This window comes from Candidatus Eisenbacteria bacterium (assembly GCA_013140805.1).
Lineage (GTDB): Bacteria > Eisenbacteria > RBG-16-71-46 > RBG-16-71-46 > RBG-16-71-46 > JABFRW01.
This window is the reverse complement of record JABFRW010000025.1, coordinates 1-16,660: the sequence shown is the minus strand read 5'-3', so window position 1 is coordinate 16,660 and position 16,660 is coordinate 1. Positions and strand designations below refer to the sequence as shown.

The 16,660-nt window shown below is 65.8% G+C and carries 16 protein-coding genes and 1 pseudogene; 12 read left to right on the top strand and 5 right to left on the bottom strand.

The genetic code is table 11. From position 1 onward, the window contains the following. Window positions 1-4 precede the first annotated feature (4 nt). Window positions 5-826, bottom strand: coding sequence for a hypothetical protein (locus tag HOP12_02495; GenBank protein NOT33019.1), 822 nt, complete (start codon window positions 824-826; stop codon window positions 5-7). Between the two features lie 288 nt (window positions 827-1,114). Between HOP12_02495 and HOP12_02490 the strand changes: the two genes are divergently transcribed. Genes HOP12_02490 through HOP12_02480 form a run of 3 tightly spaced genes read left to right on the top strand, consistent with a single transcriptional unit; the run spans window position 1,115 to window position 2,956 of the window. Further along, on the top strand, window positions 1,115-1,339 hold the full coding sequence (locus tag HOP12_02490) for an AbrB/MazE/SpoVT family DNA-binding domain-containing protein (GenBank protein NOT33018.1): 225 nt from the start codon (window positions 1,115-1,117) through the stop codon (window positions 1,337-1,339). After that, a complete protein-coding gene (locus HOP12_02485; protein NOT33017.1) occupies window positions 1,336-1,791 on the top strand; it encodes a type II toxin-antitoxin system death-on-curing family toxin in 456 nt (151 codons plus the stop codon). The genes HOP12_02490 and HOP12_02485 overlap by 4 nt, the downstream gene beginning before the upstream one ends. Window positions 1,792-1,810: 19 nt before the next feature. After that, window positions 1,811-2,956, top strand: coding sequence for a hypothetical protein (locus tag HOP12_02480; protein NOT33016.1), 1,146 nt, complete (start codon window positions 1,811-1,813; stop codon window positions 2,954-2,956). Window positions 2,957-2,970: 14 nt separating this feature from the next. Here HOP12_02480 and ribA read toward each other — a convergent pair whose 3' ends face one another. Together ribA and HOP12_02470 are read right to left on the bottom strand one after the other, a co-directional pair. Further along, window positions 2,971-3,720: a GTP cyclohydrolase II gene (gene ribA / locus HOP12_02475; protein ID NOT33015.1), complete on the bottom strand. Its 750-nt coding sequence runs from the start codon at window positions 3,718-3,720 to the stop codon at window positions 2,971-2,973. A 55-nt stretch (window positions 3,721-3,775) separates the two neighbouring features. Beyond that, entirely contained in the window at window positions 3,776-4,750 is a 975-nt protein-coding gene (locus tag HOP12_02470) for a sigma-70 family RNA polymerase sigma factor (GenBank protein NOT33014.1), read from the bottom strand. Window positions 4,751-4,929: 179 nt separating this feature from the next. On the opposite strand from HOP12_02470, the gene HOP12_02465 reads away from it, so the two are divergent. The 7 genes and pseudogenes from HOP12_02465 to HOP12_02435 all read left to right on the top strand — a co-directional run bounded on the left by HOP12_02465 (window position 4,930) and on the right by HOP12_02435 (window position 11,532). Then, window positions 4,930-5,430, top strand: coding sequence for a hypothetical protein (locus HOP12_02465; protein ID NOT33013.1), 501 nt, complete (start codon window positions 4,930-4,932; stop codon window positions 5,428-5,430). A gap of 70 nt (window positions 5,431-5,500) precedes the next feature. Next, window positions 5,501-6,652, top strand: a complete 1,152-nt coding sequence (locus HOP12_02460) for an FAD-dependent oxidoreductase (protein ID NOT33012.1) — start codon at window positions 5,501-5,503, stop codon at window positions 6,650-6,652. Between the two features lie 57 nt (window positions 6,653-6,709). Continuing rightward, window positions 6,710-8,086, top strand: a complete 1,377-nt coding sequence (locus HOP12_02455) for a sigma-54-dependent Fis family transcriptional regulator (protein ID NOT33011.1) — start codon at window positions 6,710-6,712, stop codon at window positions 8,084-8,086. A gap of 167 nt (window positions 8,087-8,253) precedes the next feature. Beyond that, window positions 8,254-8,622, top strand: a complete 369-nt coding sequence (locus HOP12_02450; GenBank protein NOT33010.1) for a hypothetical protein — start codon at window positions 8,254-8,256, stop codon at window positions 8,620-8,622. A 210-nt stretch (window positions 8,623-8,832) separates the two neighbouring features. Beyond that, window positions 8,833-9,495: a YceI family protein gene (locus tag HOP12_02445; protein ID NOT33009.1), complete on the top strand. Its 663-nt coding sequence runs from the start codon at window positions 8,833-8,835 to the stop codon at window positions 9,493-9,495. Between the two features lie 7 nt (window positions 9,496-9,502). Next, a complete protein-coding gene (locus HOP12_02440; GenBank protein NOT33008.1) occupies window positions 9,503-10,105 on the top strand; it encodes a hypothetical protein in 603 nt (200 codons plus the stop codon). A gap of 218 nt (window positions 10,106-10,323) precedes the next feature. Continuing rightward, window positions 10,324-11,532 (top strand): annotated as a pseudogene (locus HOP12_02435) (hypothetical protein). Between the two features lie 7 nt (window positions 11,533-11,539). Here HOP12_02435 and HOP12_02430 read toward each other — a convergent pair. Continuing rightward, complete coding sequence (locus HOP12_02430; GenBank protein NOT33007.1) at window positions 11,540-13,108, bottom strand: response regulator; 1,569 nt, start codon at window positions 13,106-13,108, stop codon at window positions 11,540-11,542. Between the two features lie 474 nt (window positions 13,109-13,582). Here HOP12_02430 and HOP12_02425 point away from each other — a divergent pair, with 474 nt between their 5' ends. Together HOP12_02425 and HOP12_02420 are read left to right on the top strand one after the other, a co-directional pair. Further along, a complete protein-coding gene (locus tag HOP12_02425) occupies window positions 13,583-14,191 on the top strand; it encodes a hypothetical protein (GenBank protein NOT33006.1) in 609 nt (202 codons plus the stop codon). A gap of 50 nt (window positions 14,192-14,241) precedes the next feature. Further along, window positions 14,242-14,445 carry a hypothetical protein gene (locus HOP12_02420; protein NOT33005.1) on the top strand — a complete coding sequence of 68 codons (204 nt, stop codon included), beginning with the start codon at window positions 14,242-14,244 and terminating at the stop codon, window positions 14,443-14,445. A gap of 115 nt (window positions 14,446-14,560) precedes the next feature. Here the strand turns inward: HOP12_02420 and HOP12_02415 are convergent. Then, window positions 14,561-16,660: protein kinase (locus tag HOP12_02415; protein ID NOT33004.1), on the bottom strand; the 2,100-nt coding region annotated here is incomplete at its 5' end.

The following is a 16,660-nucleotide window of genomic DNA, read 5'->3' as shown; positions in this document are numbered from 1 at the left end:
GCATCTAATTGCCGGTGCTGACGATTCCTCCGTTGGGCAGGAAGACCGCGCCGGTGGTGCCGTCCGAGAATCCGCTCGCGCCGGTCAGGCCGGACTGCCAGCTGTTCGAGCCGCCGCCACCGGACGGCGCGGCCATCGCGGCGAGGTTCCACTGGGGTGGGCCGCCTTCGAAACCCGCGAGGCCTTGAGCGTTGATGAAGTAGCGTCCCGGAACGATCGGCCCCGTGATTCGCTGCAGTGCCAACAGATCGGAGCTGGGCAGTTCGCGGCCGTTGACGAACACCTGCGTGGCACCCGCCGAGGCGTTCGCCCGCAGGGTTCCGCCCAGCGAGAGGCCGGGCGCGATGAATCCGGCGGTGGGCCCGCCTTTGCCACCCCAGGCGCCGAGCGTCCTGTCGTACCAGTAGTCCGCGTCGGGGATGCGGATTCGATAGGTCTGCTCGGCGCGCATGATCTCCTCGTCGCTGAGCCGGCGTTCATTGATCACGACGCGTCGCTGGACGGGAGTGCTCTCCGCGGACGGAGCGGAAGCGGTACCTCCACGGTTCGCGGGCCTGAAAGTGAGCCGCTGCGCCCTACCACCAACGTCAACTTCGAGCACCAGACCGTCGGCACGTTCGGTCGCGGTGAAACGCGTGGTCGATCCGCCCGGCCCGATCGTCCCTTCGAATCCGCCACCCGAACGGCGCGCGATCAGTGGCATCGACTCGCCGCCGTCGGAAAGCGTGCCGCCGAGTTCGCCACCGGCAGACGACTTCAGAATCAGGGTGATCGAGGGGTCCTCCACCGAAACGAAGTGACGTTCTGCAGATTCGTCGGCCGGCATGCGAGTCTCCGTGGCCCCTTGAGTCTCACTGGATGGGGGCGTGCCGATCGCAGTTTCGCTTGCGCCCTTGCTCGGCGCACCACCGCAACCCGCGACAACCATCGCCACCCACGCGAACCATTCGTAGTGCCAATGCTTGCGCATGACCCAGGCCCTCTCGAGTCGTTCGTTCGCCGGCTTCACGCCGCCGCGGAAAGGCAGCGTATGCGGGCCTGGCGCGCCCGCGCTCAAGCGCTTGCAGGCGCCTGCCGATGCGTTATAACATACGTATCCACATCGGAGGCAGTCATGGTCAAGCTCACGGTTCGCAAGGTCGGAAACTCGCTCGGCGTCACCCTGCCGGCTCAGGCGGCGCAGGCACTCCACGTCAAGGAGGGCGACCAGCTTTATCTCACCGAGGCTCCCGGAGGCTTTCGGCTGACTCCCTATGACCCGGAATTCGGGAAGACCATGGAGGTGGCCGAGCGCTTCATGAGTCGTTACAAGAACGCGCTCCGTGATCTCGCTCGGTGAAGCGGGAACCCAAATGGATTTCGAAGCAGGCCGTCCTTGCCTTTCACGAGCAGCTCCTGTCAGTGCACGGTGGCGCTTCCGGAGTTCTCGACGAAGGCTTACTGGATGCGGCCTTGGCCAGTCCGAAGAACCACTTCGCGTATGAACGTGCGGACACTCTTCGGCTGGCGGCCGCATACGCGTACTCTCTTACCCAGAATCACCCGTTTGCGGACGGCAACAAGCGCGTCGCGCTCACGGTAGCAGGTGTGTTCATGGAGCTGAACGGATTCCGACTCGAGGCAACGGAGCAGGACGCGGCGCAGGCGACGCGTGCATTGTCCATGCGCGAGCTGAGTGAGGTCGAGTTCGCCGACTGGCTCCGTACGTGCTCCTCAAAGCTTAGCGTCGCGCGTCGGGGACCGCTTGTGAAAGTGCTGCCCAAGCGCCGAAAGCAGCGCAAGTCGCAATAGCCCACATCCAGGAGAGACCGTGCGAAAGAGCCCCCCGTGCCCGACACCTGCTTCGCTTGGAGCGATCCTTCCCGCAATCGCGCTCGCGGCGCTCACGCTCCTGACTCCGAGCCTCGCGTGGTCGTGGGGCAGCCAGACGCACCAGTACATCGCGCGCAACTATTCCAAGCACCTGCCGCCGGTGATCGACGGCTTGCGAACCTACGACGCGTTCGTCGAAGCGCACGTGAATGACCCCGACATCCGTCGTTCGAGCACTCCGGGCGAGGGGCCGCGCCACTTCATCGACATCGACGTCTACCCCGAGTTCTTCCTCGGCACGCTGCCTCATGATCGCGCAACCCTCGAAGCGATCTATGGCGCCGCGTTCGTGCTCGACACCGGCATCGTGCCGTGGGCGGTTGGCGAGGTCGTGACCACGCTGAGCCAGCAGTTCGCGGCGCAGAACTGGAGTGGCGCTGCGACCACCATCGCCGACCTGTGTCACTACGTTGGCGACAGTTCCCAGCCGTTGCACTGCACTCAGAATTACAACGGCCAGCTCACCGGCAACACGGGCATTCACTCGCGCTACGAGACCTCGATGATCAACCCGCACATCGCGGAGCTGAACACCCCGGCGGCGACGACCGTGTTCTACCCCAACGTGGTGGATGCGATGTTCGACTTCGTGGGGATCTCCTGGACCGGAGTCTCTCCGCTCCTCTCCGCGGACAACACTGCAAAGACGGCTTCAGGTGGCTTGTTCAATAGCACCTACTACAACTCGCTCTGGGCCAGCACGCAGGTCATGACGCGCGAGAGGGTCAACGCCGCGACACTCGCGACCGCTTCGTTCGTCTACACCGCATGGCGTAACGCGGGAGAGCCGGCGGTGCCCGGTTCTTCGGTAGGTGTCGGTCCGTCAGCACTCACGATCGCCCGGCTCGACGCATGGCCGATGCCGTTTCGAAGCGCCCTCAACGTTCGATTCGATGGCAGCGGGCCGTTCACGGTCGACGTGTTCGACATTCGCGGCGCTCGCGTGACGCGGCTGGTCGAGCAGGCGGCGTCACCCGGCATGGCGACCTGGACGCCGGGCGGGCGCGTGGAGGCGGGCATCTACTTCCTCCGCCTCACGACCCCCGAGAAGAGCCTCGTGCGGCGAGTCACGCTGCTCGACTGAACGGAGGGCGGCGCCTAACGCGCGTCGTCGAGCACGATCGGGTCGTCCTGCTCCGGCAGGTGGGGCTTGCCATCGAACGCGATCTGGTGCCCCGAACGCGCAGCCTTCGTCTGGAGATAGTCTCGATTGAACTCGTTCGGAACCATCACGAGCGGGAGGCGGCTGCTCACCTTGACGCCCAGCGACTCGAGCTCGCGGATCTTCCTCGGGTTGTTCGTGATCAGGCGGATCGAAGCGACATTGAGGCTCGCCAGCATGTGCGCCGCCACCGCGTAGTCGCGCTCGTCGTCGCGAAAACCGAGCGCCAGGTTGGCGTCAACGGTGTCGAGCCCGCGGTCTTGCAGCGCGTAGGCCTTGACCTTGTTGATGAGCCCGATGCCGCGGCCTTCCTGTCGCATGTAAAGCACGATTCCGCGCTCCATCGATGCAATCGCTCGCAGCGACGCCTCGAGCTGGTCCCGGCAGTCGCAGCGGAGCGAACCCGCGACATCACCGGTGAGGCATTCGGAGTGCAGTCGCACCGGGAGGTCGTGCGAACCCATCACGTCGCCGTGCACGAGTGCGACGTGTTCCTTGCCGTCGCGGTTGTTCCAGAACGCCACGATCTGAAACCGCCCGAAGCGGCTCGGCAGCGCCGCTACCGCCTCGACGCGCACGCAGATGTGGTGAGGGCCGAAGCCGGCGCAGTCGTGGTCGCGATCGCGTTCGACCAGCGCATCGAGTGAGTCGACGCGTGGGATTCCGGAGCAGGGTGGCTGGTCCATGCGCCCACGATAGCATGGGCTCGCGAATCCGCTTCGCCGCGCTGCGACAGGCGCGCTAGCTGGAGAGCTCCCGGTAGAGCCACGCCCGCGCGGTGGCCCAGTCGCGCTTCACGGTCATCGGCGAGACTCCAAGCACCTCGCCGGTCTCCTCGATGCTCAAGCCACCGAAGTAACGCAGCTCGACCACTCGCGCCTGTCGTTCGCTCAGCCGCGCGAGGTCGACCAGCGCCCGGTCGAGATCGTCGAACTCGACCGGCCCAGCTCTCGCCGCCAGCTCCACGCCCGTGTCCAGTTCCACCGGAGTCTCACCACTTCCGCGCTTGCCGGCGCGCTTTCGGCGTGCGTGATCCACCAGGATGCGGCGCATCGCCCGCGCGGCGACCGCCAGGAAGTGCGCGCGGTCCTGCCACGCCGAATCGGGCTGTCCGGCCAGGCGCAGGTAGGCCTCGTGCGCCAGCGCGGTCGGCTGCAGCGTGTGCGCGACCCGTTCCGCGCGCAGATAGCGCGCTGCCTGCTGGCGCAGCGCCTCATAGACCAGTGGAAAGAGGCGGTCTGCGGCGAGCGCGTCACCTTGGGCGGCGTGTTTCAGGGCAGCGGCGAATTCGTCGGCGTCCACGGTTCCTCCGAGGGTGGCAGAGCAAAGTACCGCGCGGCCCGGTTGTTCTGCACCTTGGCGGACGCTCGATGGTCCGATCCACCCGCGATTTGCGCCATGACTGGCACAAGCAGGTGCGGGGGCTGGAGCTGCCGATCGGGGAGGGTCCCTTCGGCTCCCGTCCTCACTTACCGGGAGGCCCGCATGAGGATGCTTCGAGCGCTGCTCGCCGTGGTTGGAGTGATGATCTGCTCCGCACGAGCGCACGGTCAGATGACCCCGCTCGAGGACGGACGTGAGAACCACGCGTTCGCGACCTTCCTCGGCGTGACGGATTCGCAGTCGGAGTTTCCGACCGCACCTTTTGCGTACTTCAACAGCGCGCTCGCGCGCTTCAGGTTCCGACTTGCGACCTGCGTCGATTAGCAGCTTCATTCTTGGGTGGAGCCCCGAGACATCGCCGGCACCGGAGAAGTCCTGCTGGAGTCGGCGCCCTACGGCGTCACCTATCATCAGCTCGACGCCGGGGAGATTCACGTGACCGGTCGGCTCGCACCCGGGGATTACGCCATTGAAGGGCGTTCCTCCTTCACGACTGGAATCGAGACCCTTCAGTGCGCCGCCTACTCGTACGTCTTTTCGTGCTCCGCGTGCCGCTCGGCAATGGCGGTCAAATCAGCGGTGCCACTTCGCCGCTGCTGACCATCCAAGACGCGTGCGACCCCAACACGGGCTCTTACGACGCGCTGGTGGGCAGCGGCCCGATCGTCGAACCCAGCCGGCCCGTACGGCTGGACATCGGCACGGCCACCGGCGTCGAGCTTGAACTCGCGCGCCCACGATCGCTGTCGATCGAACTCGCGGGGCCCAGCCCCTTCACATCGCAGACCGCGTTTCGCCTCGTCGCTCCACATGCTGAGCGGGGCCCGATCGCGATCTACGACGTCTCGCGCGCTCGCATTCGGACACTCGCGGATCGCGTGGAGGCCAGCACCGGCATCGTGACCTGGGATGGTCGTACGAGCGCCGGTACCCGTGCACCCGCCGGTATCTACTTCTTGCGCGTGGCGGCGGGAGCGATGCACGGAACCTGCCGGGTCGTGCTGCTCAACTGAACTCGAGAGAGTCCGCGAGTCTAGACGCGACGCGCTACCTTCCACGCGGGATCCCGGCTATTGTCCCGCGATGCGCAAACGCGTCGTGGTGCTGGGAGCGGGCTTCGGCGGTCTCGAGCTGACGACGATTCTATCGGAGGCATTCGGCGACACCGTCGACATCGTTCTGGTCGACAAGTCCGATTCGTTCGTTTTCGGCTTCTCGAAGCTCGACGTAATGTTCGGACGCCAGCTTCCCGCCGACGCGCACCACCCCTACCGAGACTTCGTGAAGCCGGGGGTGCGGTTCCTTCAGACCGAGGTGCGTTCGATCGACCCGGTTGCGAAGCGTGTCGTGACTTCCGCGGGAGAGTTCGAAGCCGACATCCTGATCGTGGCGCTCGGCGCCGATCTGGATCCGGCAGCGACTCCTGGACTTGTCGAGGGCGGTAACGAGTTCTACACCGTCGAGGGCGCCGAGCGACTGCGCGAGGTGCTGCCGCATTTCGAGCGCGGCCCGGCGATCGTCGGCGTGACTTCGAAGACTTTCAAGTGTCCGCCCGCCCCGAGCGAGACTGCGCTGTTGCTGCACGATTACCTCGTCGCGCGCGGCCGTCGCGCCGACACCGAGATCGCGCTGGTCATGCCGTTCGGCCGACCGATACCGCCCTCGCCCGAAACCTCGGACGCGATCCTCGCCGCGTTCGCCGAGCGTGGGATCCGGTTCATTGGCGAGCGCCTCGTCACGTCGCTCGACCCCGCCCGCAAGGTCGCGGTGCTCGACGACGGGAGCGAGATGCCGTACGCGCTGTTCCTGGGAGTTCCGTTTCACCGTGTGCCCAAAGTGGTTGCGGAATCCGGTCTCGTCGAGGACACCTGGATCACGGTGAACAAGCAGACGCTTGAAACGCGCTTCCCGGGTGTGTATGCGATCGGGGATGTGAATGGCGTCGGGACTCCGAAGGCGGGCGTGTTCGCTGAGGGTTCGGCCAAGACCGTCGCGGCCGCGATCATCGCGCAGCTCGGCGGCGGCGAGTCCCCGGGAGCCTACGTCGGCGCGGGATCGTGCTACGTCGAGTTCGGCGGCAACCGGGTGGGACGCGTCGACGTGACCTTCCTCAGTGGCCCCAAGCCGACCGGCACCTACTACCAACCCTCCGAAGCGCTGGTCACCGAGAAACTTCACTTCGGTTCGAGTCGCATTCGGCGCTGGTTCGGGCGGGATTGGAGTTCGAAGGCGTGAAGTCGGTCGCGCGGTTCGATCGCTTCACGAAGCCACTCGCTTAGCGCGACGGTGACCATGTCCGAGACGTCCCTGCTGCTGGTCGACGACGAAGAAGCCTTTCGAAAGCTGGTCGGCCACGAACTCGCCCACGCCGGCTATCGCGTCGCGACCGCGGCCAACCTGCGCGAGGCACGCGAGACCCTTCGCCAGCGTACTTTCGACCTGATCCTCCTCGACGTGCGGTTGCCGGATGGCAGCGGCCTCGACCTGCTGGCCGAGGTCAAAGAGAACGCCCCGGCGACCGAGATCGTGATGCTCACCGGCCACGCCACGGTCGAAGAGGCGATCCGCGCGATGAAGAACGGTGCCCTCGACTTCCTGACCAAGCCGTTCAAGATCGAGCAGCTCGAAGCGGTGCTCGACAAGGCCGTGCAGAAGCAGGCGCTGCAGCGCAGCCACACGGCGCTCGAGCGAGAAGTCTCGCGCATCCACCCGAGCGACGGCTTCATCGGCCGGAGCGCCGGCGTGCGCGAGCTGCTCGACCTCGTTTCGCGAGTCGCTGAGACCGACTCGACGGTGCTGGTCCGCGGCGAGAGCGGCGTGGGGAAGGAGCTCATCGCGCGGGCCGTTCACCGTCGCAGCCAGCGGTCGCGCCAGCCGTTCGTGGTCGTGGACTGCGCTTCTCTGCATGAGAATCTGCTCCAGAGCGAACTCTTCGGTCATGAGAAGGGCGCCTACACCGGCGCGGTGCGCCTCAAGCACGGCCTGTTCGAGGTGGCGGATCGGGGCACGCTGTTCCTCGATGAGATCGGGGAACTCACACCGCAGCTTCAAGTGAAGCTCCTGCGCGTGCTCGAGACCGGCGTGTTCCGGCGGGTCGGAGGCACCGCGGACATTCGCGTCGACGTCCGGCTCATCGCCGCCACCAATCGCGCTCTCGAGGCCATGATGAAGGCGGGCGAGTTCCGCGAGGATCTCTACTATCGGCTCAATGTGTTCTCGCTGCAGATCCCGCCGCTTCGCGAGCGCGGCGATGACGTGCCGCCTCTGGTGGAGCACTTCATTCGCAACTCGAGCGTCACTCCCAAGCGCCATGTGCGGGTTTCGGACGAGGCCATGGAAGTGCTGCGCCGCTACCCTTGGCCCGGCAACGTGCGCGAACTCGAAAACGTGATCGAGCGTGCCTTGATCCTGTGCGACGCCGGCGTGATCGAGTCCGCGCACCTGCCGCTCGGAGTTCGCCTCGAGCCCTCGTTCCGCTCGACCGAGGAGGATCGCCGACTCGTCACGCTCGAGGAGGTCGAGCGGCGTCACGTTCTGCGGGTGGTCGAGGAGTGCAAGGGTCACCGCCAAAAGGCAGCGAGCATCCTGGGCATCAGCGAGCGCAATCTCTACCGGAAACTGAAGGAGTTCGAAGGCGTCAAGACGAAGGACGACTCGAGCCAGCCCTGAACCGCCTCCGGACGAACTGACAGAATCGGTTCGCGCCTGACAATCGGGCAGCGAGCACCCATTGCGCCGCTCACCCGCGCGGCCTCATTCGCATGAAATGACGCAGTCCCCATCGGGGCATGCGGGTTGCAGAAGTCCTCTCGGGACCCATCCGCGAGGGGCTACGCATGTCACGCATCCTGATCTTCGACCCGAACGAGCACGACACCAACCGTCTTTCGCTCCTGACGGACAAGGCGCAGGAAGTCGTGCGCTGTCGGGATCGACATGCCCTGCTGAAGGCGCTCTCCGCCCAGCGGCCGGATGTGCTCGTCTACGTAGTCCAGAGTCTCCTCGACGACCTGGTCCTGCTGTCGTCGCTGCGCGCGGTTGCCCCGACGCTGCCGATCATCATGATCGGCGGTCCGACGGATCTGGAGTCTCGCCGCAGCATTCAGGAGCTCAGGCCCACCTACTACGGGGTCCTTCCGCTCGAACCCTCCGAGCTCCGGGATGCCGTCCGAGGCGCGCTTCAACGCGGCTCCGGGCGTCGATGACTCGCCGAGGCACGCCTCCGAATCGGCGAGCGATCGCCTGACAGAACTGCAGGCCACGCGGTCATTCTGTCTGGATCCACGGAACCAGAGCCGCATTCGATCACGGCGCCGCAAGGGCTTAGCCCGTATTCGCGCAGGCACGCCCATTGCGCTTATGGACCTGCGAAGGGTTACGGACATTCCGTCCGACCCGAAGTTCGGAGGTCCGTCATGCAGCGTTCCAATCGACTCGCGATGCTCGCCGTGATCACGGTTGCCGCCGCCTTGTCCTTTTCAACGGCGTGGGCCGGCCGCATCGAGCTCCAGGCCGGCAGCAAGCTGTGGCTCGATGGCAAGTCGACCGTCCACGAATACAAGAGCACCGCCGCATCGCTGAAGGTCTCGTTCGAGCAGGACCAGACCAAGTGGCCGACCGACGCGACCGGTGCCGAGGCGATCGAGCGCTTCCTGCGCGCCAAGGGCATCACTTCGATGGATGTCGTCGTGGCCGTCACCGGACTGCACTCGGGCAAGGCCGGTCTCGACAAGAACATGTACAAGGCGCTGCTTGCCGAGAAGCACCCCGAGATTCGCTTTCGCATGGTGAGCTACGAGATTGCCGAGGGTGCCAGGCCCGGCGAGCTGGCGATCGACGCCACGGGCACGCTCCGCGTTGCCGGCGTCGAACGCGAGCTCAAAATGCCGGTCACGTTCGTTCGCGAGTCCGACACCGTGCACCTGCGTGGCAGCGCTTCACTGCTCATGTCGACGTTCGGCATCAAGCCGCCGACCATGATGATGGGCACGCTTCGTACCGCGGACCTCGTCGTCGTCTCCTTCGATCTCCAGCTCGAATCGAAGGACGCGGTGATCGGCGCGGCCGGCGTCAAGTGAGACCGCGATGATCCGCACGACGCTCGACCTCATGCTTCCAGCAATGATCTCGCTCGCGGCGATCGTGGCGCTCGCGACTCCGACCGCCGGCGCGGATGACCTCGCCACGGTCGAGCGTGCGACGGCGAGCGTCCACCGCGGTCCGAACGGGCTCGAAGTCCAGGGCCGGGTCCGCGTGACCGCCTCGCAGGCCATCGCGTGGGCCGTGCTGACCGACTACGACAGCATCGATCGCTTCGTCTCGTCGATGCGCGAGAGCCGGATCGTGGGATGGCGCGACGGCGATGTCCTGGTCGAGCAGCTTGCGGAGGGGCGCCTGCTGCTCTTCAAGCGACTCATGCGGACCACGCTCAAGGTCCATGAGGAGCCGCCTGCGCGCATCGTGTTCGAGGACGTGCTGCGCAAGGACTTCGAGCACTACCGGGGCGAGTGGCGGATCGACGATCACGGCGCCGAGGTCGAAATCATTTACCTCGTGCAGGCACGTCCAAACCGCTCGATTCCGGAGTTCATCGCCCACGGCATGTTCCAGCGCACCGTTCGTCAGCTGCTGTCCGAAGTCGCAAGAGAGGTCGCAAGCCGTGCGGCACTGGCCGCGCGGCAACCCTAGGCATGTCTCAACCTTGGAAGGGACCCACCATGCATTCGCACGCTGAAATCCACCGGCGCTTAGGCACTCAGGCCATGTTCATCCTGCTGGCCGCGCTGCTCGTCTCCTCGCCGTTGCGCGCGAGCGCTCAGGATTCCGATTCCAGCGATGCGGTCGGCGCGGCGCAGAACCCGAGCGCTCCGCCTGCGACCGAGCGCGCCCAGTCAGTCCCGGTCCGGGTCGGCTTCTTCAATCCGCACGATGCGCGGAGCCTCAATCACTTCGAGGCGCCGAAACAGGAGGGCGTCCGCTACGACGGCTTCGCTCTGCAGTGGGGTGCCGCCTTCACGCAGCAGTTCCAATCGCTCGAGCACGAGAACGAGGCGACTCCGAACATCGTGAGCGGTGTCGATCTCAACTCCTTGATCGGGATCGGCAAGGGATTCAACAACGCGGACGCGAATCTCTTCATGGATGCGCAGCTCGCCCGCGGAATCCGGGTCGCGCTCACGAGCTATCTGTCGTCTCGCCATCATTCAGAAACCTGGGTCAAGGACGGCTACCTGCTGATCGACGGCTCGCCGTGGGAGAACGAAAAGCTCGACAATCTGATGAAGTACGTGACGCTGCGACTCGGGCACTTCGAGATCAACTACGGCGACCAGCACTTCCGTCGCACCGACAACGGCCAGGCGCTGTTCAACCCGTTCGTCGGCAACCTGCTCATGGACGCCTTCACCACCGAAATCGGCGGTGAGGTCTACGCGCGCGCGAACGGCTTCCTCGCGATGGCGGCGGTGACGGGCGGCGAGGTGCGCGGCCAGGTCATCAAGCCCGAGCAGCGCTCACCGAGCCTGATCGCCAAACTCGGCTACGACAACCAGGTCACTCCGGATCTCCGCGTACGTCTGACCGGCTCGATGTACAACACCTCCGAGTCGATCAGCAACACGCTCTATACCGGCAGTCGCGCGGGATCTCGCTACTACTACGTGGTCGAGAACCCGAATGCCACCGAGGCCGCGCAAGCGTGGTCCGGTGACGTGCGCCCGGGGTTCGGAAAGAAAGTACAGGCGTTCGTCGTGAACCCGTTCATCAAGTACCGCGGGCTCGAGCTGTTCGGCAATCTCGAGCAGGCCAAGGGCCGCTCGGCGACCGAAACCGCGGAACGCACCTGGGATCACTACGCCGGCGAAGCGGTGTACCGCTTTCTCAATAACCAGATCTATGTTGCCGGCCGCTACAACGTGGCCACCGGCAAATTCCAGGGGATCACGCCAGAAGTGACCGTCACCCGCACGCAGGTGGGCGCCGGCTGGTTCCTAACGCAGAACCTCCTCGCCAAGGCCGAGTACGTTCAGCAGAAGTTCGAGGACTTCCCGCTCACCGACATCCGCAGCAGGGCGAAGTTCGAAGGAGCCGTGATCGAAGCCGTCGTCTCCTTCTGACGATCGATCACCGCTCCTTCAGTGCCTCCGCCAATGCCTGCAGCAAGTCGTCGGCGGTGTAGGGCTTGGGAAGGAATCCCACCAGCCCGGCATCTTCGGCCTCGGCGAGTCGGCGTTTCTCGGCGAGGCCGCTGCTGCCGATCAATCGCAGATTGGGAGCCATGTGTCTCAGGGCCCGGGCCGTCGCGATGCCGTCCATGAAGGGCATCATCATGTCGAGCACCACCGCGGCGATCTGTCCCTGATGCTGGGCGAGCAGCGAGACCGCTTCGGTGCCGTCGCTCGCGGACAGGACCTTGTAGCCGAACTCCGTCAGCGTTCGTCCGGTCATCTCCCGGATGCTCGCCTCGTCGTCGACCACCATGATCAGCTCACCGTGTCCGGCGGGGAGTCGCGCCATGAGTTCGGACTTGTCCGCGGGCACGTCGGCACCAGGTTCCAGCGGGTAGGCGGGAAGGTAGATGGTGAAGCGCGTGCCCTGGCCGATCTCGCTGTAGACGTTGATGAACCCTTCGTGCGTCCGAATGATGCCAAGCGTCGTCGAGAGACCGAGGCCGGTGCCCTCGCCATGGGACTTGGTGGTGAAGAACGGGTCGAAGATCCGATCCAGGTGTTCCGGCGCGATGCCGGATCCGGTGTCGGTCACCGCAATCGACACATACTTGCCCGGCGTGGCATCCGGGTGCATCTGCGCGAAGTGGGCATCCAGTGTGACGTTCTGGGCCACGAACGTGAGCGTGCCGCCCGACGGCATGGAGTCGCGTCCGTTGACCGCCAGGTTCATGAGCACCTGGTGAATATGCGTGGAGTCCGCGCGCGCGATCCACAAGTCGTTCGCCAGCTCGCTACGCACCGCGATGCTGCGGGGGAGCGTCTCGCGCAGGACATCGGCGACCTCGCGGATGATGTGTCCGAGCTGCGTCGGCACTCGATCGCCCTCGACACCGCGCGCGAATGACAGCACCTGTCGAACGATGCTCGCGCCCCGATCGGCGAGCTGACCCAGCATGACCACGTACTCGAGCCCCTCGGGGTCTCCGGCGAGTTTCCGCTCGAGCAGACGCACGGACATCATGATGGGGGCGAGAATATTGTTGAGATCGTGCGCCAGTCCTCCAGCCAGGGTGCCGACGCTCTCGAGCCGCTGTGCGCGCAGGAGCTGCATCTCGGCGCGCCGCTTCTCGGTGATGTCGCGCAGGATCACGGTCAGCAGCTTCTTGCCGCGGATCTCGACCTGCGAGATCGAGGCTTCGATCGGAAACTCCTCGCCGTTCGAGCGCAGGCCGAACAGCGAGCTGAGACGCCCCATCGCCCGCTTGGTGACGTTGGTGCGATCGAACTCCTGGACGTGACCTCGATGAGCGGTGCGGAACCGTTCGGGAATGAAGCGCTCGAGCGACTGTCCGAGCGCTTCGGCGACCGGAATGCCGAAGGTCCGCTCGGCCGCGGCGTTGAAGACTACGACACGCTGGTCGTCGTCGATCGTGATGATCGCGTCCATCGCCGAGCCGATGATGCCGGCGAGACGGGTTTCGCTATCGCTCTGGGCGTTCGAGGTCAGAGGTTCGGGAGTCACGCCGGCCGTGGGGAGGTCTCGGGAGTCGGTCACGGCGCGGATCATGAATCGTGGTCATGGGGGAGTCCAGCGGCGGCCCGCCGGCTTCCGCCCGAACGTGGGTCGCGCTGTTCGGCACTCGCGCTGGCTTGCGTTAGGTTGCCCGGGTGCTGCTCCCCCAGGTCCTCACCGTGAACGGAATCCCATGAGAACTTGCGCGTCGCTGCTCGCACTCGTCGTCTCCTTGATGTTCGCGCTGAGCCTTTCCGCGGCCGCCGAGCCGAGGGTCGAACCGTCGAGGCCGGGCAGCCACTGGTTCGGCGCCCTGGAGCCCATGTTCCTGCAGACGCTGTCCAGGACCGGCGGGTCACCCTGACGCTCGACGACTCCGGCACGATTCCCGTCGACTCGTCGCTTCGCGGCGCCGATGGCGTCGACCACGAGGCGCACGTCCCCCGCGCGTCTTTCGGCTGGCGTTGGAACGACAAGAGCGGCTTGAGCGGAGGGGTCCAGGCGCGTTTCTTCGACCTCAAAGACCTCGAGACCGGCCCGGCCAAGCAGGTTCCCGGAACTGTGGAGCAGACGAACTTCGCGACCGACAGCGAGTCGAACACGCTCGAGCTGTACAGCGGAGAGTTCGCGCTCGCCTACTCGCGCTGGGGCGTCTCCCTCGAAGGCACGGTCGGCAAGCGCACCGCGCGCTTTCGGAGCGATGGCGAGATCGAGAGCTTCGGTGTGTTCACCACCGGCAATTTCGTTCAGCTCCAGTTCTCGAACGGCTCCGCGTTCGAGGGCTCGGGAAACATCGAGGGCTACACGCTCTCGTATCGCGTACCACAGGTTCCGGTGAGCGTGTTCGTGGGCCGGCGCTACTCGAAGCTCGATGGAATGACCGACTCATTCGGCCGATCCGTCGGCAGTGTGGCCGACTTCGGTGCACCCAGCGCGCGGTTCCGGAGCTTTGCTCGCCTGGCGTACGAGAAGATGAAGTGGGAGATCGCGGGCCCGCCGACCGGCGGAGCGGGATTCGCCGGCACGATCGGCACCCTGACGACCAGCGGATTCGCGTCGGCGGGAATCGGACGTGCCGAAGTGGACGGGTGATCGCTGGCAGTCGGTATGGCGTTATGAGCGAAAGGGTCGAGCCTCTCGCCATGATCACGATCCGACCTGCAACCCCATCCGACGAGGAACACCTCGGGCGCTTCCTCGTCTCTCAGATCTCGAATCCCAACAGCGTGGTGAGGGTCGCCGAGCACTCGGGCGCGGTCGTCGGGCAAGTCTTCGCCGACGTCGAGCCGACCAACTGGGTCGGGATGACGCTTGATCAGGACATTCAGGGAGAAAGACAAGCATGACCGAAACCGTCGCGTTCTCGCCGCACGCTTGGGAGAGCGACTACGTCACCCTCGAGCGGTCACGCGAACCCAAGGCCAAAGCCGCGATCGAAGGGAAGCGCAAGAGCTCCCGGCCTCAGCGCTGATCCTCGCGGCCGCGCCAGTTCACCACCACGGTCATCGGCGTGGACTGCTCGTTGGCCGGGATCACGAACACGAACCGGCCGTCGGCCGACACGTCGTACACGTTGCGGCGAGTGCCGGGCTCGGTGACCACTCGGAACAGCGCCTGCGGAGTGGCCGGTTGGAAGCTGTCGCCCGCGCCGACCGGCATGGCCATGAGCTGCTGATCGCCGGATAGAAAGAACAGTTCGCGACCGTCGCGACTCCAGCACGGCTCGGAACCTCCGCGCACGGAGACTTGCCACTTTCCGGCCGCACCCTTGAGCGACATCACGAACACTTCGGCGCGTCCCGATTCCCACGACTCATAGGCGAGCCAGCGGCCGTCGGGCGAAAGGCGGCCGCGCCCCTCGATGAACGGAGTCTGAATGAGCGGCTCGGGCGTGGCGCCATCGCGAATGGCGATCGTGTACATGTCGAAGCTGGTGGCGGTGTTGACGACCTGGTAGAGCAGTCGGTCATCGTCCTTGAACCAGTCGAGGATCGCCCCGACCGACCCTCCGGCGGATAGCTTCTGAATTTCGCCGAGCCCGCTCGCGGACTTGATATGGATCACGCTCGCGTCGCCGGAACCCGCGGTCCACGCGATGCGCGAACCGTCAGGCGACCAGACGGGATTCCCGTCCTGTCCCGGATCGAACGTAAAGCGAGTCGAGGTCCCGCGCCCGGGCTCGATCATCCACAAGTCCAGGTTCCCTGCGTCGGTGCGGCGGATCGCAATCCGCCGCCCGTCGGGGGAGAGCGCGGGCGAGCGGTAGTCCGCGGCCGGAGCGATCTCGGCCAGTTCCCGCCCGGTGCGGTCGAACCACACCAGCCGACCCCGCGAGTCGCCGGTCGCCCGATAGACCAGGACGCCATTGCGCGACACCGTGAAGTTGGCGCTGGCGTTGCCGCCCACCGGCAGGTCCTCGGCGACCGGGAACGGCTCGCCTTCGAGCTTGCGGCGGCCGGCGTTGAATCGCTGTGCCAGCAGCGTGCGATCGCGCGCAAACACCAGGTAGCCGTCCGGCGAATACTCGACGCGCGACGCCGTAATGCCGAGCGCCTCACCCGTCGAATCGCCCAGTGTGCCGAGCATCAGCTCGGGCTGAGAGTTGAATCGAATGTTGGTGTAGAAGAAGTGCCGGCCGTCGGGCAGGAACGCCGGCCACCCTACCTGTTGCGTGCTGTCTCCTCGGATGGCGGCGGCCGCGATGCCGCCCGACGCTCTGACCCGCAGAATCGGATCAAGGCCACCGCCGTCGAACAGAATGTCCCCGTTCTTTCCCCACGTGCCGTCCGCTCCGCTCGGCGCATCGCAGATCACGGTGGCCGGCCCGCCATTGACCGCGATCTTCTTGAGCTTGCCGTTGGCAATGAAGCCCAGGAACTTACCGTCGGGCGACCAGAACGGCGACCTGGCACCCTCGGTGCCCGGGAGTGGATTGGCCGTCAGTGCACTGAGCGGTCGAACCCAGATCATGGTGCGGTTGAGCGTGTCGAGGGCCGAGAACGCGATCGCGCGGCCGTCGGCGGAGACGCGCGGCATGCCGAGCGTCACGACGCCGGGTGGCACCGGAACGATGAACCGCAGCGGTTGCCCGGCAGGTCCGCGATCGCTGGACGGACGCCAGAGAAAGAAGCAGAGCATGGCACTCGCGAGCGCGAGGCCGGCGATCGCCCACGCGAAAGTCTCCCGCTTGACGCCCCGCCGCGCGGGCAGCGACGGAGCCACTCCGCTGACCTGAGATCCCGCCTGCGAGATCCACCCGAGCTGCAGCTTTACGTCGTGTGCGGTCTGAATGCGTTCGTCGGGATCCTTGGTGAGACACGCGCCCACGAGAGCCTGGAGCTGCGGCGGCGTGAGCGGAGCGAAGGTGAGGATGTGCGCCGGCTCGGAGTTCATGATCGATCCGATCAGGCTCGCCTGGGACTTGCCTTCGAACGCTCGACGGCCGGTCAGCATCTCGTAGAGCACGCAGCCGAACGCCCACAGGTCGCTGCGCACGTCGGTCTCGCGGCCTTCGAGTTGTTCCGGTGCCATGTAGAGGAACGTGCCGACGATGGTTCCCTC